Source organism: Kitasatospora sp. NPDC030952 (assembly GCF_055571335.1).
Map to the genome: position 1 here is coordinate 1 of NZ_JBVIFM010000007.1, position 25,392 is coordinate 25,392.

Annotated in this window: 23 protein-coding genes; 5 read left to right on the forward strand and 18 right to left on the reverse strand. The window is 75.0% G+C overall.

Going from position 1 to position 25,392, the window contains the following annotated elements; all coding sequences use genetic code 11:
- Positions 1 to 200: 200 nt before the first annotated feature.
- Positions 201 to 1,412, reverse strand: coding sequence for an MFS transporter (locus ACZ47G_RS15145; RefSeq protein WP_465742664.1), 1,212 nt, complete (start codon positions 1,410 to 1,412; stop codon positions 201 to 203).
- 129 nt (positions 1,413 to 1,541) lie between these two features.
- On the opposite strand from ACZ47G_RS15145, the gene ACZ47G_RS15150 reads away from it, so the two are divergent.
- The gene (locus ACZ47G_RS15150; RefSeq protein WP_465742666.1) at positions 1,542 to 1,985 is read left to right on the forward strand and encodes a winged helix-turn-helix transcriptional regulator; all 444 of its coding nucleotides are present in this window, start codon (positions 1,542 to 1,544) and stop codon (positions 1,983 to 1,985) included.
- 70 nt (positions 1,986 to 2,055) lie between these two features.
- Here the strand turns inward: ACZ47G_RS15150 and ACZ47G_RS15155 are convergent, their stop codons facing one another.
- Entirely contained in the window at positions 2,056 to 3,303 is a 1,248-nt protein-coding gene (locus ACZ47G_RS15155) for a DUF6777 domain-containing protein (protein ID WP_465742668.1), read from the reverse strand.
- Positions 3,304 to 3,718: 415 nt separating this feature from the next.
- Here ACZ47G_RS15155 and ACZ47G_RS15160 point away from each other — a divergent pair, with 415 nt between their 5' ends.
- Positions 3,719 to 5,101: a streptophobe family protein gene (locus ACZ47G_RS15160; RefSeq protein ID WP_465742670.1), complete on the forward strand. Its 1,383-nt coding sequence runs from the start codon at positions 3,719 to 3,721 to the stop codon at positions 5,099 to 5,101.
- A gap of 91 nt (positions 5,102 to 5,192) precedes the next feature.
- On the opposite strand, the gene ACZ47G_RS15165 is transcribed toward ACZ47G_RS15160, so the two are convergent.
- From ACZ47G_RS15165 to ACZ47G_RS15180, 4 genes are all read right to left on the reverse strand, one after another.
- Positions 5,193 to 5,567 carry a DUF1304 domain-containing protein gene (locus tag ACZ47G_RS15165; protein ID WP_465742672.1) on the reverse strand — a complete coding sequence of 125 codons (375 nt, stop codon included), beginning with the start codon at positions 5,565 to 5,567 and terminating at the stop codon, positions 5,193 to 5,195.
- A 13-nt stretch (positions 5,568 to 5,580) separates the two neighbouring features.
- Positions 5,581 to 6,615 (reverse strand): serine/threonine-protein kinase, encoded by a 1,035-nt coding sequence (locus ACZ47G_RS15170; protein WP_465743156.1) that lies wholly within the window; start codon positions 6,613 to 6,615, stop codon positions 5,581 to 5,583.
- The gene (locus tag ACZ47G_RS15175; protein ID WP_465742674.1) at positions 6,615 to 7,286 is read right to left on the reverse strand and encodes a hypothetical protein; all 672 of its coding nucleotides are present in this window, start codon (positions 7,284 to 7,286) and stop codon (positions 6,615 to 6,617) included. Before ACZ47G_RS15175 ends, ACZ47G_RS15170 begins: the two co-directional genes overlap by 1 nt.
- A gap of 106 nt (positions 7,287 to 7,392) precedes the next feature.
- Positions 7,393 to 9,771 carry an ABC transporter ATP-binding protein/permease gene (locus ACZ47G_RS15180; protein ID WP_465742676.1) on the reverse strand — a complete coding sequence of 793 codons (2,379 nt, stop codon included), beginning with the start codon at positions 9,769 to 9,771 and terminating at the stop codon, positions 7,393 to 7,395.
- 124 nt (positions 9,772 to 9,895) lie between these two features.
- Between ACZ47G_RS15180 and ACZ47G_RS15185 the strand changes: the two genes are divergently transcribed.
- A complete protein-coding gene (locus ACZ47G_RS15185; RefSeq protein ID WP_465742678.1) occupies positions 9,896 to 11,245 on the forward strand; it encodes an acyltransferase in 1,350 nt (449 codons plus the stop codon).
- A gap of 23 nt (positions 11,246 to 11,268) precedes the next feature.
- On the opposite strand, the gene ACZ47G_RS15190 is transcribed toward ACZ47G_RS15185, so the two are convergent.
- The 12 genes from ACZ47G_RS15190 to ACZ47G_RS15245 form a co-directional block, all read right to left on the reverse strand.
- Positions 11,269 to 12,054, reverse strand: coding sequence for a DUF3050 domain-containing protein (locus ACZ47G_RS15190; protein ID WP_465742680.1), 786 nt, complete (start codon positions 12,052 to 12,054; stop codon positions 11,269 to 11,271).
- Positions 12,055 to 12,085: 31 nt separating this feature from the next.
- Positions 12,086 to 13,054, reverse strand: coding sequence for an alpha-ketoacid dehydrogenase subunit beta (locus ACZ47G_RS15195; RefSeq protein WP_465742682.1), 969 nt, complete (start codon positions 13,052 to 13,054; stop codon positions 12,086 to 12,088).
- Positions 13,051 to 14,073 carry a thiamine pyrophosphate-dependent dehydrogenase E1 component subunit alpha gene (locus tag ACZ47G_RS15200; RefSeq protein WP_465742684.1) on the reverse strand — a complete coding sequence of 341 codons (1,023 nt, stop codon included), beginning with the start codon at positions 14,071 to 14,073 and terminating at the stop codon, positions 13,051 to 13,053. Before ACZ47G_RS15200 ends, ACZ47G_RS15195 begins: the two co-directional genes overlap by 4 nt.
- Positions 14,070 to 14,984: a phytanoyl-CoA dioxygenase family protein gene (locus ACZ47G_RS15205; protein WP_465742686.1), complete on the reverse strand. Its 915-nt coding sequence runs from the start codon at positions 14,982 to 14,984 to the stop codon at positions 14,070 to 14,072. The genes ACZ47G_RS15200 and ACZ47G_RS15205 overlap by 4 nt, the downstream gene beginning before the upstream one ends.
- Before the next feature lie 25 nt (positions 14,985 to 15,009).
- Positions 15,010 to 16,029 (reverse strand): 4-hydroxyphenylpyruvate dioxygenase, encoded by a 1,020-nt coding sequence (hppD, locus tag ACZ47G_RS15210; protein ID WP_465742688.1) that lies wholly within the window; start codon positions 16,027 to 16,029, stop codon positions 15,010 to 15,012.
- A gap of 110 nt (positions 16,030 to 16,139) precedes the next feature.
- Positions 16,140 to 17,474 (reverse strand): beta-ketoacyl-[acyl-carrier-protein] synthase family protein, encoded by a 1,335-nt coding sequence (locus ACZ47G_RS15215; RefSeq protein WP_465742690.1) that lies wholly within the window; start codon positions 17,472 to 17,474, stop codon positions 16,140 to 16,142.
- Entirely contained in the window at positions 17,471 to 19,102 is a 1,632-nt protein-coding gene (locus tag ACZ47G_RS15220; protein WP_465742692.1) for a class I adenylate-forming enzyme family protein, read from the reverse strand. The genes ACZ47G_RS15215 and ACZ47G_RS15220 overlap by 4 nt, the downstream gene beginning before the upstream one ends.
- Before the next feature lie 202 nt (positions 19,103 to 19,304).
- Complete coding sequence (locus ACZ47G_RS15225) at positions 19,305 to 19,898, reverse strand: beta-ketoacyl synthase N-terminal-like domain-containing protein (RefSeq protein WP_465742694.1); 594 nt, start codon at positions 19,896 to 19,898, stop codon at positions 19,305 to 19,307.
- 16 nt (positions 19,899 to 19,914) lie between these two features.
- The gene (locus tag ACZ47G_RS15230) at positions 19,915 to 21,111 is read right to left on the reverse strand and encodes a beta-ketoacyl synthase N-terminal-like domain-containing protein (RefSeq protein ID WP_465742696.1); all 1,197 of its coding nucleotides are present in this window, start codon (positions 21,109 to 21,111) and stop codon (positions 19,915 to 19,917) included.
- A complete protein-coding gene (locus ACZ47G_RS15235) occupies positions 21,108 to 21,389 on the reverse strand; it encodes an acyl carrier protein (RefSeq protein WP_465742697.1) in 282 nt (93 codons plus the stop codon). Before ACZ47G_RS15235 ends, ACZ47G_RS15230 begins: the two co-directional genes overlap by 4 nt.
- Positions 21,386 to 21,661, reverse strand: coding sequence for an acyl carrier protein (locus ACZ47G_RS15240; RefSeq protein ID WP_360243150.1), 276 nt, complete (start codon positions 21,659 to 21,661; stop codon positions 21,386 to 21,388). The genes ACZ47G_RS15235 and ACZ47G_RS15240 overlap by 4 nt, the downstream gene beginning before the upstream one ends.
- 118 nt (positions 21,662 to 21,779) lie before the next feature.
- Complete coding sequence (locus tag ACZ47G_RS15245) at positions 21,780 to 23,216, reverse strand: class I adenylate-forming enzyme family protein (protein ID WP_465742698.1); 1,437 nt, start codon at positions 23,214 to 23,216, stop codon at positions 21,780 to 21,782.
- A gap of 185 nt (positions 23,217 to 23,401) precedes the next feature.
- On the opposite strand from ACZ47G_RS15245, the gene ACZ47G_RS15250 reads away from it, so the two are divergent.
- Entirely contained in the window at positions 23,402 to 24,502 is a 1,101-nt protein-coding gene (locus ACZ47G_RS15250; RefSeq protein ID WP_465742699.1) for an alpha-hydroxy acid oxidase, read from the forward strand.
- A 42-nt stretch (positions 24,503 to 24,544) separates the two neighbouring features.
- Positions 24,545 to 25,339 carry a class I SAM-dependent methyltransferase gene (locus ACZ47G_RS15255; RefSeq protein WP_465742700.1) on the forward strand — a complete coding sequence of 265 codons (795 nt, stop codon included), beginning with the start codon at positions 24,545 to 24,547 and terminating at the stop codon, positions 25,337 to 25,339.
- The last annotated feature ends 53 nt before the right edge of the window (positions 25,340 to 25,392 follow it).

Genomic DNA, 25,392 nt, shown 5'->3' on the forward strand with positions numbered 1-25,392 from the left:
AGCTACCTCGCCGGCCTCCACCTCTGCGGCGCGATGATCTGGATCAAAGACCTCACCCGGACCACACCTTGATCACGACCGAATACGCGCCCTAGCCGAGTCGTGGGACGAGACGGAGTCCGGCCAGGCGTGGCGGCAGGGGGTGCGCGCCCTGCGCGACGTCCTGGAGCCGGCCTGGCCGAGCGGGCTTCGACCAGCCGTCATACCCGCCGCGCGGTGAGCCAGTAGAGCAGCGCGGCAAGGCTGGTGGCGGCCCCGAGCAGGCAGACGGCCGTCCAGCCGCCCTGGTCGTACACGAGGGTGGAGGCGATCGCGCCCGCTCCGCAGCCGGCGGAGTAGAGCAGCATGTAGCCGGCCGTCAGTCGGCTCCGGGCCTCGGGGCGGACTTGGTAGAGGAGGTGCTGGTTGACCACGTGCACGGACTGCAGGCCGTAGTCGATCACCACCACGGCGAGCACCAGCCACCACACCGAGTGCGGCAGCAGCGCGGCGGGCAGCCAGCCGACGAGCATGGCCGACAGGCCGATGCCGGCGGTGCGTTCGGCGCGGCCGCGGTCGGCCTGGCGGCCGGCGTGCCCGGCGCCGAGCGCCCCGGCGGCGCCGGCCAGCCCGAACAGGCCGATCTGGGTGTGGCTGAGTTCGAAGGGCGGTGCGGCGAGCGGCAGCACCATCGGGGTGAGCAGCACGGTGACGGAGGTGAAGGCGAGCAGGGCGAGCACGGCGCGGACGCGCAGCACGCGCTCCTCGGCGAAGAGCGTGAACACCGAGCCGACCAGCCGCAGGTAGCCGATTCGGCCGCTGGTCCGTCCGGCGGTGCGGGGCGGCTCGGCGGGCAGGGCGGTGGCAACGGCGACGGCCATGGCGCCGGTTGCGACGGCGGAGACCAGGTAGACGGCGCGCCAGCCGGCCAGGTCGCCGATCGTGCCGGCGACGGTGCGGGCGAGCAGGATGCCGACCACGATGCCGCCGGTGACGGTGCCGACCACCCGGCCCTGGTCGCCGGGGGCGGCGAGCGAGGCGGCGTGGGCGACGACGACCTGGGCGACGACCGCGAGCGCGCCCACGGCGGCCATCGCGGCGAGCAGCAGCGGAGCGGAGGGAGCGAGGGCGACGGCGGCGAGGGCGAGGACGGAGAGCCCGAGCTGGACGGTGGTCAGGGCGCGGCGGTCGACGCGGTCGCCGAGCGGGACGATCAGCAGCAGGCCGATCGCGTACCCCGTCTGGGTGAGAGTGCCGACCAGGCCGATGGCGGCCGGGTCGATGCCGAAGTCACGGGCGATCAGGTCCAGCAGCGGCTGGGAGTAGTAGACGTTGGCGACGGCCAGGCCGCAGGTGACGGAGAGCAGCCAGGTGACGGCCGGTGACAGGCCGCGCGTCGGAGTGCCCGCACGGGCGGCGGCGGGAGAGGTCATGGACGGGTCCCCTCGAAGGGCAGCAGTGGTTTCAAAGTGCTACCGCATCACCTTGGCATATCCTGGTTTCAATAAGCAACCGCAGGTCCGGCGGTACGCTGGGCGCCGACCGGCTGAGAGGTGGGAGAAGTGCCGAAGCGCACCACGCACGAGGAGTCGGCCTGCCCGGTCGCCCGGCCGCTCGACGTGGTCGGCGACGGCTGGACCCTGCTGATCGTCCGTGACGCCTTCGACGGGCTGCGCCGCTTCGGGCAGTTCCAGAAGAACCTGGGGCTGGCCAAGAACATCCTCTCGGCCCGGCTCACCAACCTCGTCGCCACCGGAGTCTTCGAACTCGCCCCCGCCGCCGACGGCAGCCCCTACCAGGAGTACCTGCTCACCGAGAAGGGGCGTGCGCTGTTCCCGGTGATCACCGCACTGCGGCAGTGGGGCGACCAGTGGTTCTTCGCCGAGGGCGAGCCCCGGGCCCGGCTGGTCGACCGCGTCTCGGGCGCACCGGTCGCCCCGGTGGAGGTGCGCTCGGCGGACGGGCGGCTGCTCGGGCCGGACGACGCGAAGGTGCTGCTGCCCTGAGAAGCGCCGCCGCCACCGGCGTCGGGACGGCCGGTGGCGGCGAGGGGAGCGGGAGCGGGAGCGGGAGCGATCAGGGGGTCGCGCTCGTGGCCGGCGGGCAGGGCGGCAGCGAGCCGGCCTCGCCGGGCGGCTTGCAGGTGGGCGGCGGCGTCGTGGTGCCGGTCGTCCTGCCCGAGGTGGTGCCCGTGCCGGTCGTCGTCGTTCCGGTCGTTCCGGTCGTTGAGCTCGTTCCGCTGGGGCTCTTGGTGATCGTCGTGGCCGTTTCGCTGGGGCCCTTGGTGGTTGGGCCCGCGGTCTCGGTCTGGGTGGAGGGGCCGGAGGTAGCTGTCGTCGATGAGGTGCCGGACGGCGTACCGGAGGACGAGGTCGCCCCGGAGGAGGTCGCGCCCGAGGAGGTGGCGCCGGAGGATGTGGCGCCGGAGGACGTCGCCCCCGACGAGGTGGCCCCCGACGACGTGGCCCCCGAGGACGTCGCCCCGGACGTCGAGGCCGTCGCCGTCGGAGCGGTCGGCTTCCACGGCACCGGCGGCGGGATGCCCGGCACCAGCGGCCCCTGCGGCGGTCCGACGTGCTTGTCCACGATGTCGATCCGCCCGGTCAGCCGGGAGAACCAGCCGCCGGTCTCGATGTTCACCAGGATGATCTCGGTCACCGGCTTCGGAGCCGGCGCCACCACGATCAGCGTGGTCGGCTCGAAGCCCGTCCAGGCCTTCCCGGTGTACTTGGCGTTGCTCACCAGGACCGCCGGCTTCAACGGGTTGCCGCAGGCACAGCGCACCCGGGGCACGCCCTGGGAGTCCACCAGGACGGCCGTGCCCGCCTGCAGCACGGACTGGTACTCGACCACCGCGCCGCTCTTGTAGCCGTGATTGGTCACCCGGGTGTCCACCCGCAGGTACGCCGAGGTCAGCGAGCGCAGGTAGGACGGGATCGCGGACTGTTCGATGCCCGCCGCCGAGGCCCAGGCCCGTCCGCCGTCACCGCTGGACACCATGCCGATCAGTCGCTCGGTGTCGCAGCTGGGTCGGCCCATCGTCCCGCCGTACAGCCCGGCCGAGCTGCCCTGCACGCTGTGCAGGACGGCCGCGGAGCTGGTTCTGGAGGTGCCGCCCGGTTGCGGCGCCGCGCTGGTGGGCGCGGGAGCCGGGGCGCTCACGCCCTGGGTTTCCACCGATGGGGTGAACGGCGCCGGTCCGGGGTCGGCCGGGGTCTGGAGGGCGACCTCGTTGGCGGTCGGGATGGCCTCGTGCTTGCCGCCCTGGTTGGTGACGACCAGCACGGTGGCCACCACGGCCGCCACCAGCACGCCCGCCGCCACCGACAGGCCCTTCCCGGAGCGCCACCACGGTGTGCGCGGCCCGCGCCCGCGGCCCGACCCACCGCCGCCCGCACCGGCGGCGGACGACCCGCCCGGCCCGGAGGGCGGCGGTGGTACGGACGGCGATCCGCCCGTGCCGCCACCCGACGGTGGTCCGGCCAGCGGGCCGGACGGGGGGCCGGTGGGCGGCTCGCTGGGCGGGCCGGAGGGAGGCGGTTGGGAACTCATCGAGGCTCCGTTTCGCAGGCGGCCGGCGGGAACGGCCGGCACAGGAAGCTCCTGCCACTGGAGTTTCCTTTCTCCCCCGGTGCCCCGCTCGCCGCAACAGCAGGTGGCCCCGTCGTCGCCGAGCGTGCCCCGCGGCAGTCGGTCACCCTGGGAACGGACCAGCACCGTTCGAGCAGAGGGAGGCGGCATGCAGCAGCCCACCACCGGGGTCGCCGGCCCGCCCGGAGTCGTCCGCGGCTGGCTGGACGCGCTCGCCGTGGTGCTGGCCGGGCTCGTCGCGATGGCGGCGGTGGCCGCGCTGGGCCTCTGGCTGGCCGGCGCCGGCGACCTCCCGGAGGGCGGCTTCCCGCCCGTGCTGGCCGCGACGCTGGCGCTGGCCGTCGGCGGTTCGGTCCAGCTCGACGGCGGCGCGGGCAGCTTCGCCGCGGTGGACGCCGGGGTGAACGCGATGCCGCTGAGCGTCTCGCTGGTGGGCGCGGTCGTGATGGCCGAGGTGTTCCTTCGCCAACTGCGCTTCCGGGCGGTGGCCAGGGGCGGTGAACTGCTCGGCCGGGTCGCCCGGACGGTGGTGCTCTGGCTGCTCGCGCTGGTGCTGATCACCGTCACCGCCAAGCACACCTTCGTGATCGAACTCGGCGGCAGCCTGGTGCAGACCATCGGCGGCGTGCTCGGGCTCACCCCGGAGGTCGGCTTCCACGCGGAGGGCGCCACCACGATCGGCATCGGGCTGGCCTGGCTGCTGCTGGTACTCGCGGCGGTCTTCGCGGTGTCCCGCCGGGCGCCGCTGCCGCGCGGCCTGCTGCGCTACCAACTCGCCGTCCGCCCGGCCGCGTTCGCGCTCTGGATGGTGCTGCTGGGGTACGTGGCGATCGGCGCGGCGGCCGGGATCGTCACCGCCATCGTGCACGGCGACGCCCGGCGGACGATGGCCGTGCTGCTGCTCGCCCTGCCCGACCTGGTCTGGCTCGCCTTCGGTCTCGGCCTCGGCGCGGTCTGGCACGGCCGGCTGGTCGGCGCGCTGGGCCTGCCCGTCCCCAAGCCGCTCAGCGCGGTGCTGCGCGCCCCCGGCGGGCAGGAGGCGACCATCGACCTCGGCACCCTGGCGGAGCACGACGCGCGCAGCTGGTGGCTGCTGCCGCTGGCCGCCGTGCTGCTGGTCGCCGCGGCCTTCCTCGCCGCCCGCCGCTCCCCGCGCACCGTGCGGCTGTGGCAGCACGCCGTCCGTTTCGCCCTGGCCACCGCCGTCACCGTGCTGCTGGTGGGCCTGTGGACCCGGATGGACGCCGACTACGGGCTGTCCGTGCTGGGCGTCGGCCTGGGCCAGGGCGGCTTGGGAGACCTGCTCAGCTCCGTCCTCGGCGGCAGCGATCCGGTGGCGGCGCTGGGCAGCGGCAGCCTGACGCTGCGCCCGGCCCTGTGGACGGCGGTGCCGCTGGCGGCGGGCTGGGGACTGCTGACCGGGCTGCTCGGGGCGCTGCTCGCCTCGCGGGTGCGGCGGCGTGGGGAGGTCACCGAGGGGACGGCTGTGCCGGAGGGGCCGGAGGCCACCGAGGGGACGACCGGCGGCTGAGCCCGGCCGCGGGGCGCCCGTCCCGGCTTCGGAGCCGGCCGTCCCGGGTGCGCGGCTGTCCGTCCCGGCTTCGGAGCCGTCCGTCCCGGGTTCAGACCAGCTCGGCGATCAGGACCACCGCCGCCGGGACGGCCTGGCCGAGGGCGCCGCGCCACAGCTTCGGCTCGGAGACGAACAGGGTCGTCCCGCCGGCCACCATGAAGGCGGCGATGTAGAGGATCAGTGGCCGCCCCGACCCGGAGTGCCCGGTGTGCAGCAGGACCAGGCCGGTGACCAGGCCGAGGGCCAGGAACAGGTTGTAGAAGCCGACGTTGAACCGCCACAACCGGACCTCCGGGGCGTCCGCGGTGCTGCCGGTGAGCAGGTAGCGCACCCGCGGGTGCCCGTACAGGTAGCTCTCCAGCGGCCACACCACCAGGTGGATCGCGGCGGCGAGCATGGCGAAGACCTGGCTGACGGCGTTCATGGTCGAAGACTTCCTAACGCTCCCGGGGCGGAGGGTGGACGACCGGGGCGGCCCAGGCGGGCGGCTCCGGCACGTGGGCGGGGCCGGGGGCCCGGGCGACCGCCGGGACGACCCGGGTGGGCGGCCCGTCCCCGGTCCACCCCGACCACGGGGTGGGGGCGCCGGCCGCCCGCAGCTCGGCCACGAACCGCAGGCAGTCCGGGTAGCGGTCCTCAGGGGCCTTGGCGAGCGCCCGGGCGACCACCTCCCCGACCGCCTCCGGGAGGTCCGGCCGGTGCCGGTGCAGGTCGGGCGGCGGGTCGTTGAGGTGGGCCCAGAGCAGTGCGAGGTCGCTCTCCCGGCGGAACGGCGGGGCGCCCGCGAGCATCTCGAAGACCACGCAGCCGAGGCTGTACTGGTCGCAACGCCCGTCCAGCGGCCGGCCGGAGATCTGCTCGGGCGCGGCGTAGTCGAGCGTTCCGACGATCTGGCCGACGCTGGTCAGCCCGCTCAGCGACAGCGACTTCTTGGTGAGGCCGAAGTCCGCCAGGTAGAGGTGCTCGGGGTGCTCGTTGTCGGTGCCGGCGGCGACCAGGACGTTGCCCGGCTTGACGTCCCGGTGCACCAGCCCGCGGCGGTGGGCCGCGTCCAGCGCGGAGGCGACCTGCAGTGCCAGCCGGGCGGTGCGCTCGACCGGGAGCGGGGCGTCCCGGTTGATCAGGGCACGCAGGTCGCCGCCCTCGACGTAGCGCATCGCCAGGTAGAGGATGCCGTCGTGCTCGCCGGCCCCGAACACCGGGACGATGTGCGGGTGGTCGATCCCGGCGGCGGCCTCGGACTCGTGCATGAAGCGCAGGCGGAACACCTCGTTGCGGGCCAGTTCGGGGGCCAGCAGCTTGACCGCGACGGTCCGGCCGAGCCGGAGGTCCTTGGCCCGGTAGACCACGGCCATCCCACCGCGCCCGATCTCCTGCTCCAGGCGGTAGTCGGCCACCTGCCGCCCGACCAGGCCGGCCGGCAGGCTGGGGGCGGACGCCGGTGTCGGCGTCGGTGTCGGATCGGCGGGGATCACGGCGCGCCGGTCCGGGTCGGCGAGTACGGGTCGGGTTGCTGCGGGTCGGGCCGGCGAGGGGCGGGTTGCTGGGGGTCGGGTTGCCGAGGGTCGGGCTGCCGCGGCTCGTGCGCCGACGGGTCGGCCTCCGGTGCGGCTGCCGGTGCGACCCCCGGTACGGCTGTCGGCGCGGGCAGCTGTTCCGGCGGCCGGTCGGTGGCCGCGTACGCCTGTAGCTGCAGCCCGTCGCAGTAGCACCAGCGGTCGTGCACCGGGTCGAACAGCCAGAGCGTCTCGCCGTCCGCCACCAGGCCGATCCGCAGGCCTCGGGTCCGTTCCCGGAAGGACTCGAGGTCCAGGGTGCCCGCGGCGAGGTCCTCCAGCAGGGCGCGGTGGCGGGAGAGCGCGGCCTCGGCCTCGGCGAGCGCGGGGCGCGGGTCGGCGGTGCGGGTGGGCGGGCCGTCCGCGCCCGGTGGCGGCTGGGGGAGGACGACCAGCAGCCGGGCGTCCACCCAGGCGGTCCAGCCGTTGGAGCAGAGCACCTGGGCCCAGTCGCCCTGCCGGGCGATCAGCCGGACCGGGAGGAGCGGGTCCAGCCGGGCGGCGGGCCGTGCCGGGTCCGGGGCCGTCCAGGTCGCCATGCCGTCCGGCGGGGCGACGTGGGTGGGGCGGAACGCGAACTCGTCCATCGGCGGCCGGCTTCCCTCCTGCGCGCGAGCCGGAGCCGGCGGCAGGGGCGGCGCGCGGCATCGGAACCGCAGTTCGATTCCACTCTACCGGCGGGCGCCGGGGCGGCTACCTGCGCATGACCACCGGTTCGTGCCGCCGCAGCAGGGCGAGCACGGCCAGCCCGTACGCCGCCGCGAGGGCGGCCAGCGCGGCCATGCTGATCACCCAGCCGGCCCGTTCGGGGCGGAACGCCGGGTCCGCGGTGATCGGGGACGGCACCGTGAGCCGGCCCAGGTCGACGGTGCGGGCCATGGCCGACAGGCCCCACCGGGACGGGACGAACCAGGCGAACTGCTCCAGCCCCGGCACGCCGTGCAGCTTCAGCATCAGACCGCTGAACACCACCTGGACGATCGCCAGCAGCACCAGCAGCGGCATCGTGGTCTCCTCCTTGCCGACGGCGGCGGAGACCACCAGGCCGAGCACCATCGAGGTGAACGCGAGCAGCGCGACCGCGATGATCAGCTCCGGCAGCTGCGGCAGCAGCACGCCCGTCGTCACCGGCGGCGGGGCGTTCGGCCGGGCCGGCGCGGAGAGCGTCACCCCGGCCAGGCCGACCACGGTCAGCAGCGCGGCCTGGACCACCGTGACCGCGCCGAGCACCACCACCTTGGACACCAGGTAGGCCGATCTGGACAGCCCGACCACCCGCTCCCGCCGGTAGATCGCGCGCTCCTTGACCACCTCGCGCACCGCGTTGGCCGAGCCGGTGAGCACCCCGCCGAGGCAGAGCGTGAGCAGGCAGTTGATGGCGTTCTCGTCGGTGAGCCGCGAGCCGGCCATCGCCCGGCACATCACGCCGATGACGAACGGCAGCACCAGCATGACGGTGAGGAACAACCGGTCGGCGGCGAGCACCGCGGCGTACCGGCGCACCAGGGTGCTCAGCTGGGCGAACCAGCCCTGCGGCTTCTCCCGGCCGATGGCGGGCGGCGGCGCCGCGGCGGACGCGGCCGGGGCGGGCAGCGGGTGCGCCGCCTCGGCCGTCACGTACCGCCGGTACTCCGGCGAGGCCAGGAAGCGCTGCCGGCTGCGGCCCTCGGTGTCGTTCTCGAACTCCTCGAAGGCCTCCGGCCACTCGTCCTGCCCGAAGTACGCCAGCGCCTCGGTGGGCGGGCCGTAGTAGGCGGTCCGGCCGCCGGGGGCGAGCACCAGCAGCCGGTCGCAGACGTTGAGGCTCAGCACGCTGTGCGTCACCACGACCACCGTCCGCCCGTCGTCGGCCAGTTCGCGCAGCAGGCGCATCACCGAGCGCTCCATGCCCGGGTCCAGGCCGGAGGTCGGCTCGTCGAGGAACAGCAGCGAGGGCTTGGTGAGCAGCTCCAGCGCGATGCTGACCCGCTTGCGCTGGCCGCCGGAGAGGCTGGCGATCACCTGCTGCTCCCGGCCGTCCAGGCCCAGTTCGCGGATCACCTCGGAGACCCTGGTCTCCCGCTCGTCCCGGGCGGTGTCCCCGGGGAAGCGCAGCTCGGCGGCGAAGGACAGCGCGCGGCGGACGGTGAGCTGGGTGTGCAGGATGTCGTCTTGGGGGACGAGGCCGATCCGGCGCCGCAGCTCGGCGTAGTCGCGGTACAGGTCGCGCCCGTCGTACAGCACGGTGCCCTGGTCGGCGGGGCGCAGCCCGGTGAGCGCGTTCAGCAGGGTCGACTTGCCGGCGCCGCTCGGGCCGGCCACCGCCAGCAGGGTCTTCTCGGCGAGCGGGAAGCCGACGTCGTCCAGCAGCACCCGGTGGTCCGGACCGACCCGGACGACCAGGTGCTGGACGTCCAGGGAGATCTCGCCGGTGTCGGTGTACTCGACCAGCCGGCCGTCGGCCAGGCAGAGCGCGAAGTGGCCGATGCCGACGATGTCGGCCGGGCCGACCGGGGCGCGCCGGACCGGGCGGCCGTTGAGGTAGCTGCCGTTGTGGCTGTCCAGGTCGACGATCTCGTGCCCGCCGCCCGGCAGTTCGCGAAGTTCGGCGTGGTGCCGGGAGACCACCAGGTCGTCCAGGACGAGGTCGTTGTCCGGCGAGCGGCCGATCCGCACGGTGCGGCCGGGCAGCTCCAGTACGGCGCTCGGGCTGCGGAAGGTGCCGGAGCTCTGCGGGGCGGCCAGGGCGGTGCGTTCGCCTGGGGCGGGGGCCGGCAGCCCGGAGAACGTCGCGGCCGGACCGGTGGCCGGGTCGCCGAAGCGCAGCCGGGTGCCCGGGCCGACGTCCTCGTGGTCGACCCGGCGGCCCTGGTCGAAGGTGCCGTTGGTGCTGCCGACGTCCTCCAGCAGCCAGTGGCCGTCGTCGGCGTGCAGCACCGCGTGGTGCCAGGAGACCCGGGGGTCGTCCAGCACGATCTCGCTGGTCGGGTCGCGGCCCAGGTGGTAGGCCCGGGTCGGGTCGATCAGCCGGGACTCGTGGTCGGTGACCAGGACGAGGGGCGGCGCGGTGGGCGCGCCGGGGCGCTGTCCCATGCTCGGCATTCTATCGTCGGCGCCCGTGAACGGCCTTTCCGGATCCTGACATTGGACTGGACCACTGCCTCGGCGCGGCACTATCGTTCGGCGTGCCCGCAGGCCGAACCACCGGATGGGAACCATGACGATCTGGCCGCAGCCGCGCAGCTCCCGGACCGTCCGAGCCGGCCGGGCCGACGGCCGGGTGCTGCGCCTGGGCCTGATGGACACCATGCTCGCGGACCTCGCCGTCTCGGTGGTGCTCTGCTTCGACCGGCCGCTGGACGAGGACCGGCTCGCCGCCGGGCTCGCCCTCGCCCTGGACCGGGTGCCGGTGTTCGCCGGACGGCTGCGCACCGACGGCGGCGCCCTGCGGGCGGTCTGCGACGACTCGGGCGTACCGCTGGAGGCCTGCACCGTGGACGGCACCCTCGCCGAGGCGATGGGCCGGGTGCCGGCGGCCGGCTCCGGACTGGTCGACCCGGTGGACGCGGTGGCCGCACGCACCGGCGACGCCCCGCTGCTCACCGTACGGATCACCCGCACCGCCGACGGCGGCACGGTGCTCGGCTGCTCCTGGCACCACGCGATCGGGGACCTCCACAGCTTCATGCTGCTGCTGCGGATCTGGTCGGCGGCGGTCGAGGGCGAACCGCTGCCGGAGGCCGAACTCGTCGCCGACCAGGACGCGTTGCTGGACGCGGTGTTGCCGGCCGAGGACTGCGGACGCCCCGGATTCCGGGTGCCGTCGGCGGCGGAGGCGGAGCAGCTGGCCCGCGAGGTGGCGGCCGGCCCGCGCGCCAACCGGACCGTCCAGATCGCCTTCACGGATGCCGAAGTCGCCCGGATGCGCGAGGAGTTCGGCGCGGCCGCCGGGCGCCGGCTGTCCGCCGGGGACGTGCTCTGCGCCCATGTCCTCGCCACCCTGCGGGAGGTGGACGGCGACCAGGCCGAGCGGATGCTCACCGTGCCGGTCAACGCCCGCCGCTGGCTGGGACTCTCGCCCGCCCTGGTGGGCAACCTGCTGAGCGAGGTGCACGTGCCGCACCGGCCGAAGGACGGCCCGGCGGTGTTGGCGGGCCAACTGCGGGCGGCGGTCGAGGAGTTCCCGGCCGCCCACCTCAACCTCCGTGCCAACCTGGACTTCCTGGCCGGGCTGGGCCGTTCCCGGCTGGGCGAGTGCGTGCCGCTGGGCTTCGACCCGAAGGAGCGCCGGTTCAGCTTCTCCAACTGGAGCCGCTTCGGCGCCTACCGGCTGAGCTTCCGGGGCGGTCCGCCGGTGTTCTTCAGCCCGGCCGCCAACTACCCGCTGCCCTGGGTCAGTTGGACGATCGAGGGGTACCGCGGCGAGGGCTGGCTGAGCACCGTGGTGCTGCCCGCCCGGCTCGCCGCCCGGCTGCGCGGGGCGGACGGCCGGGCGGCGCTGCACCGGTTCCGGTCGGCGGCCGACGAGCCGCCCGCCTCGGCGGCGGTGCTGCCGAAGGTGCTGTGACAGCACGGCCCGCGCGGGTTCGCTCAGAAGGACTGCTCGATCGCGGTCCACAGCCGCAGCCGGGCCTCCAGCGCCGCCCGTACGGTCTCGGCGCAGGAGTCCCAGACGGCCTGGTCGTCGCCGCACAGGTCGATCAGCATCTGCATCGCCATCGGGGTGTGCTGCTCACCGTCCACCTCGATGTGGCGGGCCAGGTAGTCCTTGAACACGGTGAGCACCCCCTCGGGGTCGTCGATGCCGACCACCTGGGTGAACATGTCCGGGATGAGGTCCTCGCGGCCGAAGGCGAAGGCGGCGGCCCGGCAGTGCACCGGCGCGTTCTCCACGATCGACCAGGTGACGGAGGTGAACTCGACAGCGGGCCCCGGCACTCCGGCCGCTTTGAGGGCCTCCGGCACGGACCGGCCGGAGCCCAGCAGGGCCAGGAAGTCCGTCACCGGGCGGGGGTCGGCGCCGGCCTGCCGCATGCCCTCGACGTACAGCTCGAAGTGGCTGGTGAAGCCCTCGCCCAGCTCGTCGCTCTCCTCCACCAGGACGATCTCGTTGATCAGCCGGCGGCTGGCGGTCGGTCCGCTCGGGACCCACGGCACGTCCACGCAGGTGAGGTCGCGCTGCAGGCTCTTGAGCAGCGACATGAAGTCCCAGACGGCGAAGACGTGGCTGTCCAGGAAGGTGCGGACCCGCTCGATGCTGGTGAGCGAGCGGTACACCGAGTGCTCGACGACCTCGCGGCGCAGCGGGTCGATGGCTTGCTGGAGGCTGGTCAGGCCGGGGTGGGAGCGGTCCCAGTGGTAGCGGTTGGTGGTCATCGGTGCTCCTGTCTCGGGGGTGTTCCGGAGGTCAGTGGGCCTTCATGACGGACCGCAGCGCGTGCCGCAGCTGCTCGCGGCTCGGCTGGACGGCCCGGTCCAGGGCGGGGGCGAAGGGGAGCACCGCGCCGTCCGGGCGGGTGATCCGGCGCGGTGGGGCGAGCAGGCGCATCTCCTCGGCGGCGGTGGCCAGTACCTCGGCGCCGAAGCCGCAGCTGCGGTTGGAGTCGTCCACGACGACCAGCCGGCCGGTGCGCTCCAGCGACTCGGCGAGGGCCGGCCAGTCGAAGGGGTGGACGGTGCGCGGGTCGAGGACCTCCACCGAGAGCTCCGGGGCCAGCTCCTCGGCGACGGCCAGGGCGTCGTGCACCAGGTGCCCGAGGGCGACCACGGTGACATCCGTGCCCGGGCGGTGGATCCGGGCCCGCCCGAGCGGGACGGGCGCCAGCTCCCAGGTGACGGTCTCGCGCACCGGCAGGGCCGCGGCCGGGGCGAACACCACCACCGGGTCCGGATCGCGGATCGCCGAGCGCAGCAGCCCGTAGGCGTCGGTCGGGGTGGCGGGCACCACGGTCTTCACCCCGGCATGGGCGAACAGGCTGTACGGGTGGTCGGAGTGCTGCCCGGCCCAGCCGTCCCGGGAGCCCGAGCCGGGCACCAGACAGGTCAGCGGGACGGCCGCCTGACCCCCGGTCATCAGCGAGAACTTGTGGGCCTGGTTGACGAGTTGCTCGAAGACCAGGAACAGCAGCGAGGGGATCTGGAACTCCAGTACCGGCCGCCGCCCGGCCAGCGCCGCGCCCATCGCCATCGCGGTGAAGGCCTGTTCGGACAGCGGGGTGTCCACGATCCGCCCGGGCCCGAAGCGGTCCAGCAGGCCCAGGGTCGGGCCGGCCATGCCCGCGCCGATGTCCTCGCCGAACACGCAGACCGCCGGGTCCTCGGCGAGTTCGTCGGCCAGCGCCCGGTTGAGCGCCTTGGTGTACGAGAGCCTGGTCACGCCGACACCCCCGCCCGGGGTCGCAGGCCGTCGGCGTACAGGTGGTCCAGGGCGCCGGCCGGGTCCGGATGGGCCGAGGCGAGCGCGAACTCCTCGGCGGCGGCGAGCTGTTCGGCCACCGAGCGGTCCAGCTCGGCGACCGTCGCGACGGCGAGCGGGGCGGCGGCCCGTGGCAGTGGGTCCCGCTCGCGCCAGGCCGCGACCTCCTCGGGGGCGCGGTAGCGCAGCTTCATCCGGCGCTCCATGGTGTGGTGGCCCTCGTAGCGGTAGGTGCGGCATTCCAGGAAGCCCGGGCCGCCGCCCGAGCGGGCCCGTTCCACCGCGCGCAGGGCGGCGGCGCGCACGGCCTCGGTGTCCATGCCGTCCACCTGCTCGGCGGGGATGCCGAAGGCCGCGGCCCGGCCGGTGGCGCTGCCCGCGACGGCGGTGGCGGCGGGCAGGGTGGTGGCGTAGCCGTTGTTCTCGCAGACGAAGACCACCGGCAGCCGCCACATCGCCGCCAGGTTGAGCGACTCCAGCAGCACGCCCTGGTTGAGCGCGCCGTCACCGAAGAAGGCCACCGCCACCGAGTCGTCCGCGGTCCCGGCATGCTGCGCGGCCCAGGCGGCGCCGACCGCGATCGGGGCCCCGGCGCCGACGATGCCGTTGGCGCCGAGGATGCCCAGCGAGAGGTCGGCGGCGTGCATCGAGCCGCCCCGGCCGCCGTTCAACCCGTCGACGCGGCCCATGAGTTCGGCGAGCAGCCGGTGCGGGGCGGCGCCCCGGGCGAGCACATGGCCGTGGCCGCGGTGGGTGCTGGTGAGCCGGTCGGCCGGGCCGAGCGCCGAGCAGACGCCGACCGCGACGGCCTCCTGCCCGATGTACGGGTGGATGCCGCCGGGGATCGCGCCGGACTTCACCAGGCCGAGCGCCAGCTCCTCGAAGCCGCGGATCAGCCGCAGCATCCGGTAGCGCTCGGCGGGGGTGGCCAGGGAGGCGGGCAGGGGTGTGGGCGGGGATGCGGTCGAGGGTAGGGTCACAGCGCTCCCCGCCAGATCGTCGGGCAGTAGTCCGGGTCGGCGTAGTCCGGCCGGTCGTCGGCCGTGCGGCGCACCAGCACATCGTGGTTGTACACCACCGGGCCGCCGTCCGGGCGAACGCGGCGGCGGTACTCGTTGGCGCCGTCCTGGAGGTGCAGCGACACGGCCCGGCGGGGGAAGGCCGCCAGGTTGGGCCCACTGCCGTGGTAGGTGCGGCAGTGGTGGAAGGACAGGTGGCCGCGCGGGATCAGCATCGGGACCTTGCGCGCCTCCTGCCCGTTGAACGCGGCGTTGGCGTCCAGGATGGCGTCCAGCTCGGAGTTGTCGCGGTCGGCGAAGTGCCGGGTGGAGTCCTCGCCGGAGGGCAGCTCCCGCCAGCGGTGACTGCCGTCGACCATGGTGATGGTGCCGTTCTCCACGCGGCAGTCGTGGAACGGGATGAAGGCGGTGAGCATATCGTCCGAAGTCGAGGTCTGCCAGTAGTGCTTGTCGAAGTGCCACGGCACCCGGTTACTGGGCTCCCCGGGCACCGGCGGCTTGTAGATCAGGGTGGACTGGAAGATCCGGATCTCCTCCGCCCCGGCCAGCAGCGCGGCCACCGCCCCGACCAGCGGCTTGCGCAGGATCGCGCCGATCGCGTCGCTCTCGTGGTGGACGTAGTCGTTGTGCCGCTGGACCGGCCCGTGCGAGGGCTCCCAGGCGGCCAACCGGGGCGGGCGGACGGGCAGTCGGCGGTCCCGGTGGCCCGCGTAGTACAGCTCGGTGGCGGCCTGGAGGGCGTCCAGCTCCTCGTCGCCGAACAGCCGGCGGGAGAGGTACCAGCCGTGTTCGCGGTAGTGCGCCACCTCCTCGGGGGTGGGCAGCAGGGCGTGTTCGGCGGCGGTGAGGCGGAACTCGGTGGCGGTGGTCATCGGTGGTGCTTCCCTTCTGGGGCGGTCAGCCGGCGGTGACGGAGGTCTGGCGCTCGACCGCCTCGTACAGCGCCTTGATGTTCGCGGTGCCGAACGTGCCCGCGCCCTGGCGCTCGATCAGCTCCAGGAAGGAGGTGCGCCGGGGGTGGGTCGAGCGGGCGAAGATCTGGAACAGCTGGCCGCCGTGGTCCTGGTCGACCAGGACGTGCAGGTCGCGCAGGGTCTCCACCGGGATGGCGGTGCCGCCGAGCCGCTCGGTGAGGGCGTCGAAGTAGGTGCCCGGGGTGGTCAGGAACTCCACCCCGCGGGAGCGGATCGTCCGGACGGCGGTGGCGATGTCCCGGGTGCTGAAGGCCAGGTGCTGCACCCCGGCGCCGCCGTGGGCGGCCAGGAACTCGTCGATCTGGCCGGGGCGGCGGGCGGTGTCGGGCTCGATCAGGGTGAAGGTGACCAGGCCGGAGGCGCTCTGCACCACGGTGGAGTCCATCGCCTGTTCGCCGACCTCGATGTACTCCTCGAAGATCGCGTGGAAGCCGAGCGCGGCCTCGCAGAACCGTACGGCGTCGGCGAGTTCACCGCCGGGCAGGCAGATCGCGACGTGGTCGAGGGCCTCCAGCAGGCCCGGTTCGGCGGGTTCCGCGGGTTCGGCGGGTTCGGCGGGTTCCGCGGCATCGGTGTCGTGCATCGAGGTGAAGCGCAGGGCGGTGTCGCCGAAGCCGGCGATCAGGCAGGCCTCCCGGTCCAGCACCCGGGCGCCGTGCCGTTCGGCCCGTTCCAGGGCGGCCCGCGGGTCGGCGCAGCCGAGGGCGAGGGCGGCCACGCCGTCCCCGTGCCGGGCGACGTAGGCGGACACCGGGTGGCCGGGGTCGGCGGCGGAGGTCAGCCGCAGCCGGATCGAGCCCTGGCGCAGATCGATGCTGCGGGTGCCGTCCGCCGAGGTGTTCGGGGGGCCGGTGGTGAAGTCGTAGTCGGCGTGCAGGGCGGCGGCGGTCTTGTCGGCGTCCGCGCAGTGGAACTCGACGCGGGCGATGGTCTGGATGGACAACGGGTTCTCCCCCCGGAGGGATGTCGGGTCGAGCGCGTGGTGGTTCGGCCGGTCAGCGGTTGTTCACCGGCTCGGCGCCGGGGCTGCTCACCGGCTCGGCCCCGGCCTGGTCACCGGCCGGTCGGCCGGACGGAGGCCGGGCCGAGGATCAGGCTCAGGTTGTGGCCGCCGAAGGCGAAGGCGTTGCTCAGCGCGGCGCGCACCGGGCCGGACCGGGCGGCGCCCCGGACGTGGTCCAGGTCGCAGGCCGGGTCGGGGTCGGTGAGGTTGAGCGTCGGCGGCAGCGTCCCCCTCGCCACCGCCAGGGCCGTCACCGCCGCCTCCAACGCGCCTGCGGCGCCCAGGAGATGGCCGGTGGCGCCCTTGGTGGAGCTGACCGCCGGCCGGTGCCCGCCGAAGACGGCGCGCAGGGCGGCGGTCTCCGCCACGTCACCGAGCCTGGTGCCGGTGCCGTGGGCGTTCACGTAGTCGATGCCGCCCGGGGTGAGCCCCGCGTTGGCGAGGGCGCCGCGCATCGCGTCGGCGGCGCCGGTGCCGTCCGGGCGGGGCATGGTCGGGTGGTGGGCGTCGGTGGAGGCGCCCCAGCCGAGCACGTCGGCGTACCCGGTGGCGCCGCGCGCGGCGGCGTGGGTGGCGCTCTCCAGGACGAGGACGGCGCTGCCCTCGCCGAGCACGAAGCCGTTGCGGCGGGCGTCGAAGGGCCGGCTGGACTGTTCCGGATCTTCCCAACCCTGGGCCAGGGCACGGGCGTTGGTGAAGGCGGCGGCGATGGTCGGGTGCAGCGAGGACTCGGTGCCGCCGCACACCACCACATCGGCGTCGCCCGCGCGGATGAGTCGTAGCCCCTCGGCGATCGCCTGGGCGCCGGCCGCGCAGGCCGTCACCACGGCCGAACTGTAGCCGCGGATCCCGTGCTTGATGGCGATCCGGGCGGCGGCCATGTTGGACAGCATGCCCGGCAGCAGGTACGGGCTGACGCCGGGGCGGCCGCGGTCCAGCCGCCGGTGTGACTGCTGCTCGAAGGTCTCCAGGCCGCCGCCCCCGGTGGCCAGCACCACGGCGGTGCGGTGCGGGTCGGCGTCCCGGCCGACCTCCAGGGCGGCGTCGGCGAGCGCGTCGTCGGCGGCGGCCAGGGCGAGCAGCACGAACCGGTCCACGCAGCGGGTCTCGGTGGGTGGCAGCACCTCGCGGCCGTCCACGGCGGGGGCGATCCCGGCGGCGGGCAGCCAGCCGTGCGCGGGGTGGCCCTCGGGGACGGCGCGCAGGCCGGAGCGGCCGGCGGCCAGGGCGTCGAACACCTCGGCGGGCTTGCGGCCGAGTGGCGAGACCAGGCCGATGCCGGTGATGACGGCTGTTTCGCGGGCGAATGCGCCCGCCTCGTTGCGCTCGGCAGGGGCGTTCGCCCGGGCGCGCCTCTTGATGGTGGGCTCGCTCCGCTCGCTCACCGGGCGTTCACCGCCGCCAGATGGCGCCGGCGCAGCAGCACCTTGCGGACCTTGCCGGTCGGGCCGAGCGGGATGTCGTCCCCGGTGACCACCAGGACCCTGCGGACGGTCGCGGCGGTGGCCTCGTCGAGGGCGGCGACCACTGCCTTGGCGCGGTCGGCGTCCGGGCCGTCGCCCCGGTCGGCGTCCGCGGTGAGGAGCAGCAGCACGTCGGTGACCACCTGCTCGCCGTCCCGGACCGCGACCACCGTGCAGTCCAGCACGTCCGGGCGGGCGGCCAGCACCCGCTCCTCCGACATCGCGGTGAACAGCCGCTTGCCGTCGTCGAGTTCGAGCGAGTCCACGGCCCGGTCGACGTGGTAGTAGTAGCCCTCCTCGTCCCGGTACATCAGGTCCCCGGTGAGGAAGCGCCCGCGCAGCCGGGTGCGGAAGGTGGTGGCCGAGTCGTTCCAGTAGCCGAGCGCCAGGGTCGGTGAGGCGGTGGCGAGTTCGCCGACCTCGCCGGGGCCGAGCGGCTCGCCGTCCGGGCCGACCACGACGCAGTCGACGAAGGCGTGCGGGCGGCCGACGCAGCGCCCGTAGCGCTCGGTGCCGGGGCCGTGGGTGATGAAGAAGTGGGAGTGGCCCATCTCGGTGGAGCCCAGGCCGTCCACGAACAGCGAGCCCGGCAGCCGGGTGCGGCCCTCGCGGGTGACGCCCGCCCGGCTGCCGGTGGCGATCAGCCGGCGGATGTGCACCTCGTGGGCGCAGTCGCCGGTGTTCCACCAGAGTGCGACGGAGTTCAAGTCTCGTGCGGCGAGGTCGTGGTGGGCGAGGTCGGCCCAGGTGGCGGCGAAGCCGATCACCCCGGTGGGGCGCCAGTGCTCGATCGCGTCCAGCACCCCGGCGCCGGACTGGCCGGAGAGGCAGGCGAGTTCGGTGTGCGAGCTGAGCGCGAGGTTGAGCGCGATCAGGGTCGCGGCGTGCGGGGCGGGCAGGGCGCTGAGCATCCGGTCTTGGCCCTGCGGGCGGGGCAGCCGCAGCCGGTGGCGGATCGCCGCGTACAGGCCGGCGTGGGAGTGGACGACGGCCTTCGGCAGGCCGGTGGTGCCGGAGGAGTGGGTGATCGCCACCGGGTCGTCGGACCAGTGCCGGTACGGCTCCGGGGCGGCGGCCGGGTCGCCGGCGCCGAGGGTGGAGATCTCGGGCAGTAGCGGGGCGCCCGGGTCGTGGCCGGCCAGGGCGGTCAGATGGGCCGGGTCGGCGAGCACCCCGGCCGCGCGGATCCGGGCGATGTAGCGGGCGGCACGCTCGGCGTCCAGGTTGGGGTTGAGCAGTGCGGGGACGGCGCCGAGCCGGGCCAGGGCGAGGAAGGCGAGCACGTGGTCGGCGGCGTCGCTCGCGTAGACCACGACCGGGTCGCGCGGGGTGATGCCGAGGCCGTGCAGGGCGGCGGCGCGGGCCCGGACGGCGCGGTCCAGCTCGCGCAGGGTGAGCGGCTGCCAGGCGGGGTGGTGGTCCACCGGGGTGTCGAAGGTGAGCAGCGGCTCGTCCAGGCCCTGGCCGAGGGCGATCCGGGCGGTCAGCACGTTGCCGGCGCCCACGTCGGGGTCGTCCGCGAGCTGGGTGCGGAGACTGCGGATGGTCACGGGGGTGGATCCCTCCCTCGGGGCCGGGGCGGCCCGGGCGGCTGATCGGGGTGGCAGGGTGCTCCCGGCGCGCGGACGGCGGCGGGTGGTGGGAGTGACGGAGGGCCGGGCGGTCGCTGGTGTGCCGGGTGCGGCTGCGTCAGACGGCGGGCCTCGCTGTTGGCTACGGGCGGCGGTGCCGCGCGGGTTCAGCAGCCCGGGTTCAGTGGGCCGGGTTGAGCCGCCCGGGTTCAGTGGCCCGGGTCGAGCCGCCTGGGTTCATCGGCCGGCCGGGTTCATCGGCCGGGTGGGTGAGCAGGACGGCCACCGCGTGGTCGCCGTCGGCGCTCTGCTCGGCGGCGATGACTAGTACCCGGTCGGCGTCGCCGTCGGTGAGCAGCAGCCAGGCCAGCTCGTACGCGTCGGCGGGGACGGTGCCGGGTGCGGCCTCGGCCGCGCCGATCGCGACCACGGGGCCGGTCAGGCCCCAGCGGGCGGCGATGTGGCCGAGGACGGCGTTGGGGTTGGACTGGAAGAACAGCAGTGGGGCCGGGCGACGCCCGGGCTCGGCGCTGCGGTCGATGGCCCGCGCGGTGGCGCGGTCGCCGCTCGCGCTGACGAGCAGCAGGGCGGTCCGCCCGGGGGCGGGTGGCGGGCCGTGGTGGGCGCGCAGGCAGTGGTCGGCGGTGTCGGCGATCAGGGGTCCCAGGCCGGTGGCGGCGAAGCCGGGCAGCGGCGGCGGGGGGCCGTGGAGGTCCGGGCCGGGGCGGCGGGCCTCGGCGAGGACGCTGAGCGGGGTGGTGGCAGGGGAGGTCATGGTGTGGGTGTCGGGGTCAGGCGGCGGCCAGTAGCAGGGCGGTGTTGGCGCCGCCGAAGGCGGAGTTGAGGCTGAGCGCGTAGCGGGGCCGGGCGGCGTGCGGGCCGTCCAGGACGAGGTCCAGCCGGACGGCCGGGTCGGGGCCGAGCCAGCCGGCGTTGACCGGGACCAGTCCGGTGTCCAACGCGCCGATGGTGACGGCGAGTTCGAGCAGTGCGGAGGCCTCCAGGGCGTGGCCGTGCACGGACTTGCTGGAGCTGACCGGGAGTTCGGCGGTGTGCGGGCCGAACACCCGGTGCAGGGCGGTGGCTTCGGCCTGGTCGGCGAGGTCGGAGCCGGTGCCGTTGGCGTTGACGTAGCCGACCTCGGCGGGGGCGACGCCGGCCCGGTTCAGCGCGGCCTCGATCGCCCGGGCCACGCCGGTGCCCTCCGGTTCCGGGCGGCAGACGTGGTGGGCGTCCCCGGCCCGGCCCCAGCCGGCCAGCCGGGCGAGCGCGGGGGCGCCGCGCCGTTCGGCGGCCGGGGCGGCCTCGACCAGGACGGCCGCGGTCGCGTCGCCGAGCAGGGTGCCGGTGCGTCCGGCACTGAACGGGCGTAGTTCGCCGTCCCGGGCCAGGGCGCGTCCGGCGTCGAAGACGGCGAACACCCCGGGTTCGACCAGGTGGCCGGCCGCGACCAGGACGCGCTGGTGCCGTCCGGCGGCGACCAGCGCGGCGGCGTCGGCGACGGCCGTCGCGGCCGCCACACAGGCGCCGGTGTACACCCGGGTGACGCCCGGCGCGCCCCAGTGGGCGCGCACCCCGGCGGCCACCGCGTCGGCGGTGGCGCGGGTGCGCTCGTCGCTGTGCAGGGCGAGCAGGACGGGCATCGCGGCGCCTTCGTCGGCGGTCAGTCCGGCCTGGCGGCAGGCCTGGCCGACGGCGTCGAGCACGGCCCGGGCGAGCGGGAAGGTACTGGCCAGCGGGACGTCCTCGGGCAGCAGGGCGGCCCGGGTGGTGCGGCGGCCGCTCACGTCGAAGCGGGTCACCTCGCCGAACGCGGTCTTGCCGTGGGCGGTGGCCTCGGTCAGCGCGGCGAGTCCGCGCCCGGCGGCGCTGAGCACGCCGACGCCGGTGACGACCGCCGGTAGGGCGCGCCGGGCGCCGTCAGTGGTGACAGCGGCGGCGGCAGCGGTAGCAGCCGCAGCGGCGGTGGTCGGTCCGGAGCCGGTCACGGTCGGGCCCCGGCGCGTTCGGCCAGCACCGCCGAGCGCAGCAGCTCGGTGGCGTCGTCGACGGTCCGCACCGCGCCGAAGCGGTCGTCGTCGAGGTCCAGTTGGATGTCGTAGCGCTGCTCGAACTCGGCGATCAGCCAGGTGAGTTCGAGTGAGCCGAGGTCCTCGGGCACGGTGTCGACGGCGCGCTGCCCGAACGCCGCCAGCATGGTCAGGACCTCGGCCCGGTCGGGGAGGGCGCCGGGGCGCGGAGCCGGGGGGAGGGCGGAGCCGGTCATGCCGCGCTGCCGGTGGCGGCGGGGAGGGCGTCGATCCGCTTGACGACGTCGGCGGTGAACTCGTCCAGCGTCATCATCGCGGTGGTCTCCATCTCGTCCAGGTCGAACTTGATCCCGAACTCGTCCTCGACCTGCACCGAGAGCTCGGCCAGCGCGAGCGATTCGAGGTCCAGCCCGGCCGGGCCGAGGTCGGTGTCCCCGGTGACCTCGGAGACGTCGTACTGCATCTCGGTGAGGGCGGCCAGAACGAACGCGCGGATGCGGTCCTGCATGGTGGTGGGCTCCTTGTCGGGGTTGTCCGGCGGGCGGGGTCGTCCGGCGGGTGGGGTCGTCCGGCGGGTGGTGCGGGCGGTCGGCGCACGGCGGCCGCGGCGGTGTCGCGCAGGGCGGTCAGCGCACGGCGGCCGCGGCGGTGTCGCGCAGGGCGGCCGGGTCGCGTAGCAGCTTTCCGGTGGCGGTGCGGGGGAGGGCGGGCAGGACGGCCAGTCGGCGCGGCCGTTTGTAGGCGGCGAGCCGGCGGGCGAGCCCGTCCTGAACGAGGGCCGGGTCGGCGCCGGCTTCGAGGGCCAGGTAGGCCTCGACCGCCTCGCCGTCGAAGACCACGACGGCCTCGCGGACCTCGGGCAGTGCGCTGAGGGTCTGCTCGACCTCGGTGAGGTCGACCTTCAGCCCGCCGATCGAGACCTGCGAGTCGAGTCGGCCGAGCACGGTGACCAGGCCGGTCGCCCCGTCCAGCGCGGCGGCGTCCCGGGTGTGCAGCCAGCCGTCCGCCCAGCGCGCGGGATCGTCCAGTCCCGGGTACGGGGAGGACGCCGCGCCGAGTTGCAACTCGCCCGCGACCAGCCGCATCTCCATGCCGTGGACGGGACGCTTGGCCGGGTGCAGCGCACCGTCGAGGTCGGTGGCGATGACCCCGGTCTCGGTCATCCCGTACATGGTGCCGAGCGGGACGCCGTACCGCCGGGTGAACAGCGCGGGCAGTCCCGGGCGGACGAGTTCGCCCGCCACGATCATCCGCCGCAGCTGCGGCAGTGGCGGGGGAGCGACCGTCCCCGCCAGGAGTTCGGCGTGGAAGGGCACTCCGATGACGGTGGTCGGCCGCTGGTCCGCGGCGACCGCGGCGAGGATCCCGGCGGCCGTCATCCGTTCCGGCACGGTGAGCGCGGCCCGGGCGTGCAGGCCGTTGAGCAGCCCGCCGACCAGTCCGAGCACGTGCACCACCGAGGACAGCAGCACCACCCGCTCGCCCTCGCCGGGGAACTCCACCAGCCTTCGGTAGCAGTCCAGTTCGCGCAGCAGGTCGGAGGTGGTGCGGGCGATGACCTTGGCCGGTCCGGTGGACCCGGAGCTGAGCTGGACCAGCGCGTGCCCGGTGCGGGCCGGGAGTCCGCCCGCCAGCGGGACGGCTACCGGCTCGACCTCGGAGAAGCCGCGCAGCGCCGCGGCGGGCCGGTGAGCGGAGCCTACCAGCACCTGCGGGGCGAGCCGGGCCAGCGCCGCGTCCACCTCGTGGTCGGTCAACCGGTGGTCGAGCAGCGTGACTTGGGCGCCGAGCCGCCAGCAGGCCAGCAGTACGGCGACGAACGCGACCGAGGGCGGCAGCCGCAGCGCGGCGGTGCCGCCCGGGCCGAGCCCGGCGGCGGCCAGCCGTTCGGACTGCTCGTCGACCAGGGCGCGCAGGGCGTCCCGGTCGAGCGGAGCGCCGAGGTGCAGGCACTCCTCGCGGCCCGGGCCGGCCAGCAGCGACCGCTCGACCCAGTCCGGCGGGGCATCGGCGTGCGGCGGTGCGGAAAGCGGAAGTGAAAAGGAGGAAAAGCCGGTCAACACGGCTCCACAACGGGTGAGGGGATTTGACATGGACGCAATGGGCGTCGTTCGCAACCAATACGGTCAATTCCGTTGCCAGACCATGGCACAGACGTTTGGTCAAATCAAGGTCTATACCAATGTGGTCGTTGCTCCTACGCTGCCGAACCGGGACTGGCCCGCGCGAGGCCGTCCGGGAAACGAGGATGCCCGTGGGAGCACTCACGCTGACCGGGATCGAGAACGCGGCACGCGACCGACTCCCCTCGGAAATATGGGATTTCATCGAAGGCGGCGCCGACGCGGAACGCACCCTGACGGCGAACCGGGAGGTGTTCGGGCACCATGCACTGCGCCCGCGCACCCTGGTCGACGTCTCCGCCTGCGACCCCGCGCTGACCCTGCTCGGCGCACCGCTGCGACTCCCGCTCGGCATCGCCCCGATGGCCTACCACCGGCTGGTCGACCCGGAGGGCGAGACCGCCACCGCGCGCGCCGCCGGCCGGGCCGGCGCCCTGCTGGTCGCCGCCATGTTCGCCAGCCGCACCCTGGAGGAGATCGCCGAGGCCGCCACCGGCCCGCTCTGGCTCCAGCTCTACTGGCTGCGCCACCGTGCCGCCCTGGCCGACCTGGTCGAACGCGCCGAGGCGGCCGGCTTCCGGGCCCTGGTGCTGACCGTGGACGCGCCCAGGATCGGCCGCCGGCTGCGCGACCGGCGCAACGGCTTCGCCATCCCGCCCACCGTCCGCGCGGTCAACCTGGACGACCGCCTGATGTCCGCCAGCCACCGCGCCGCCGACGGCAGTTCGGGCATCGCCGAACACGCCCGCGAGCAGTTCGACCCCACCCTGACCTGGGCCGACCTGGCCTGGCTGCGCGCCCGCACCCGGCTGCCGCTGGTCCTCAAGGGCGTCCTCACCGCCGAGGACGCCCGGCTGGCCGTCGACCACGGCGTGGACGCCCTCCTGGTCTCCAACCACGGCGGCCGCCAACTCGACGGCGCGCTACCGGCGCTGTCCGCCCTGCCCGAGGTGGTCGACGCGGTGCCCGCCGACCTCCCGGTGCTGCTCGACGGCGGGGTGCGGACCGGCACGGACATCGCGATCGCCCTCGCCCTCGGTGCCCGAGCCGTGCTGATCGGCCGGCCCGCCCTCTGGGGCCTGGCCGCCGACGGCGAGGCCGGGGTGCACCGGGTGCTCCGGCTGCTGCACGAGGAACTCGACCACACCATGGCCCTGTTGGGCCGGCCCCGGCTCGCCGACCTGGGCCGCGACGCCCTCGCCCGCTGGCCCCGAACGACCGGCTGAACCCCGCCGCACCCGCGCCACGTTCCCTCCAGAGGAGCACCGATGACCGCACCGAACGACCGCTTCCCCGGCTGGGACTGGGACGACCCGGAAGGACTGGACACCCGCCTGGACGCGTTCAGCGCCCAGGTCGCCACCTGCGAGAAGCTCGAAGCCCGCCCCGGCGCCCTGCCGCACGACCACGCCGAGCTGCGCGAACTCGGCATCACCGGGATCGAGTTCGCCGCCTTCCGGACCGCCCACCCGGAAGGGCTCGGCACCGACCTGGCCACCCTGCGCAGCCACGCCACCGACACCGGGCCCGCCGGCGCCACCGAACCGGGCACCCTCTACCGGGTCGACGGCGACCGCTGGTTCACCCAGCTCGACATCGCCCGGCCGCTGCCCTTCGCCGACGCCAGCGTCGACTGGGTCTACGCCGAGCACCTGATCGAGCACGTCACCCTGCCGGTCGCGGTCGGCTGGCTGCGCGAGGCCCGCCGGATCCTGCGCCCCGGCGGCGTGCTGCGCCTGACCACCCCCGACCTCGCCCGCTACCTGGTCGGCTACGCCACCGGGGACGGCTTCCTCGCCAAGCACCGCCGCCGCCTCACCACCCTCGGCTTCGGCCCGCCGATGCCCGCCCGCCCGGCGTTCCTGGTCAACCAGATCTTCCGCCACTACGGCCACCAGTGGATCTACGACCTGGACGAGCTGCGCCACGTGCTCACCCTGGCCGGGTTCGGCCCCGAGCGGATCCGGCACTGCGCCTACCGCCAGGGCCTCCGTTCGGACGTCGCCGACCTCGACACGGCCTTCCGCACCGACGAGACCGTCTACGTTGAGGCCGACCGGTAGGGCCTGTCCGCCCGACCGCCGCCGAAGCCCGCCGAACCCCCGCCCGACCGCCG

Excerpts from the sequence above, each read along its gene's own strand:
- ACZ47G_RS15145 (WP_465742664.1), bottom strand. The coding sequence starts at position 1,412 with ATGACCTCTCCCGCCGCCGCCCGTGCGGGCACTCCGACGCGCGGCCTG.
- ACZ47G_RS15160 (WP_465742670.1), top strand. The coding sequence starts at position 3,719 with ATGCAGCAGCCCACCACCGGGGTCGCCGGCCCGCCCGGAGTCGTCCGC.
- ACZ47G_RS15165 (WP_465742672.1), bottom strand. The coding sequence starts at position 5,567 with ATGAACGCCGTCAGCCAGGTCTTCGCCATGCTCGCCGCCGCGATCCAC.
- ACZ47G_RS15175 (WP_465742674.1), bottom strand. The coding sequence starts at position 7,286 with ATGGACGAGTTCGCGTTCCGCCCCACCCACGTCGCCCCGCCGGACGGC.
- ACZ47G_RS15180 (WP_465742676.1), bottom strand. The coding sequence starts at position 9,771 with ATGGGACAGCGCCCCGGCGCGCCCACCGCGCCGCCCCTCGTCCTGGTC.
- ACZ47G_RS15185 (WP_465742678.1), top strand. The coding sequence starts at position 9,896 with ATGACGATCTGGCCGCAGCCGCGCAGCTCCCGGACCGTCCGAGCCGGC.
- ACZ47G_RS15190 (WP_465742680.1), bottom strand. The coding sequence starts at position 12,054 with ATGACCACCAACCGCTACCACTGGGACCGCTCCCACCCCGGCCTGACC.
- ACZ47G_RS15205 (WP_465742686.1), bottom strand. The coding sequence starts at position 14,984 with ATGACCACCGCCACCGAGTTCCGCCTCACCGCCGCCGAACACGCCCTG.
- ACZ47G_RS15225 (WP_465742694.1), bottom strand. The coding sequence starts at position 19,898 with ATGACCTCCCCTGCCACCACCCCGCTCAGCGTCCTCGCCGAGGCCCGC.
- ACZ47G_RS15235 (WP_465742697.1), bottom strand. The coding sequence starts at position 21,389 with ATGACCGGCTCCGCCCTCCCCCCGGCTCCGCGCCCCGGCGCCCTCCCC.
- ACZ47G_RS15240 (WP_360243150.1), bottom strand. The coding sequence starts at position 21,661 with ATGCAGGACCGCATCCGCGCGTTCGTTCTGGCCGCCCTCACCGAGATG.
- ACZ47G_RS15250 (WP_465742699.1), top strand. The coding sequence starts at position 23,402 with ATGCCCGTGGGAGCACTCACGCTGACCGGGATCGAGAACGCGGCACGC.
- ACZ47G_RS15255 (WP_465742700.1), top strand. The coding sequence starts at position 24,545 with ATGACCGCACCGAACGACCGCTTCCCCGGCTGGGACTGGGACGACCCG.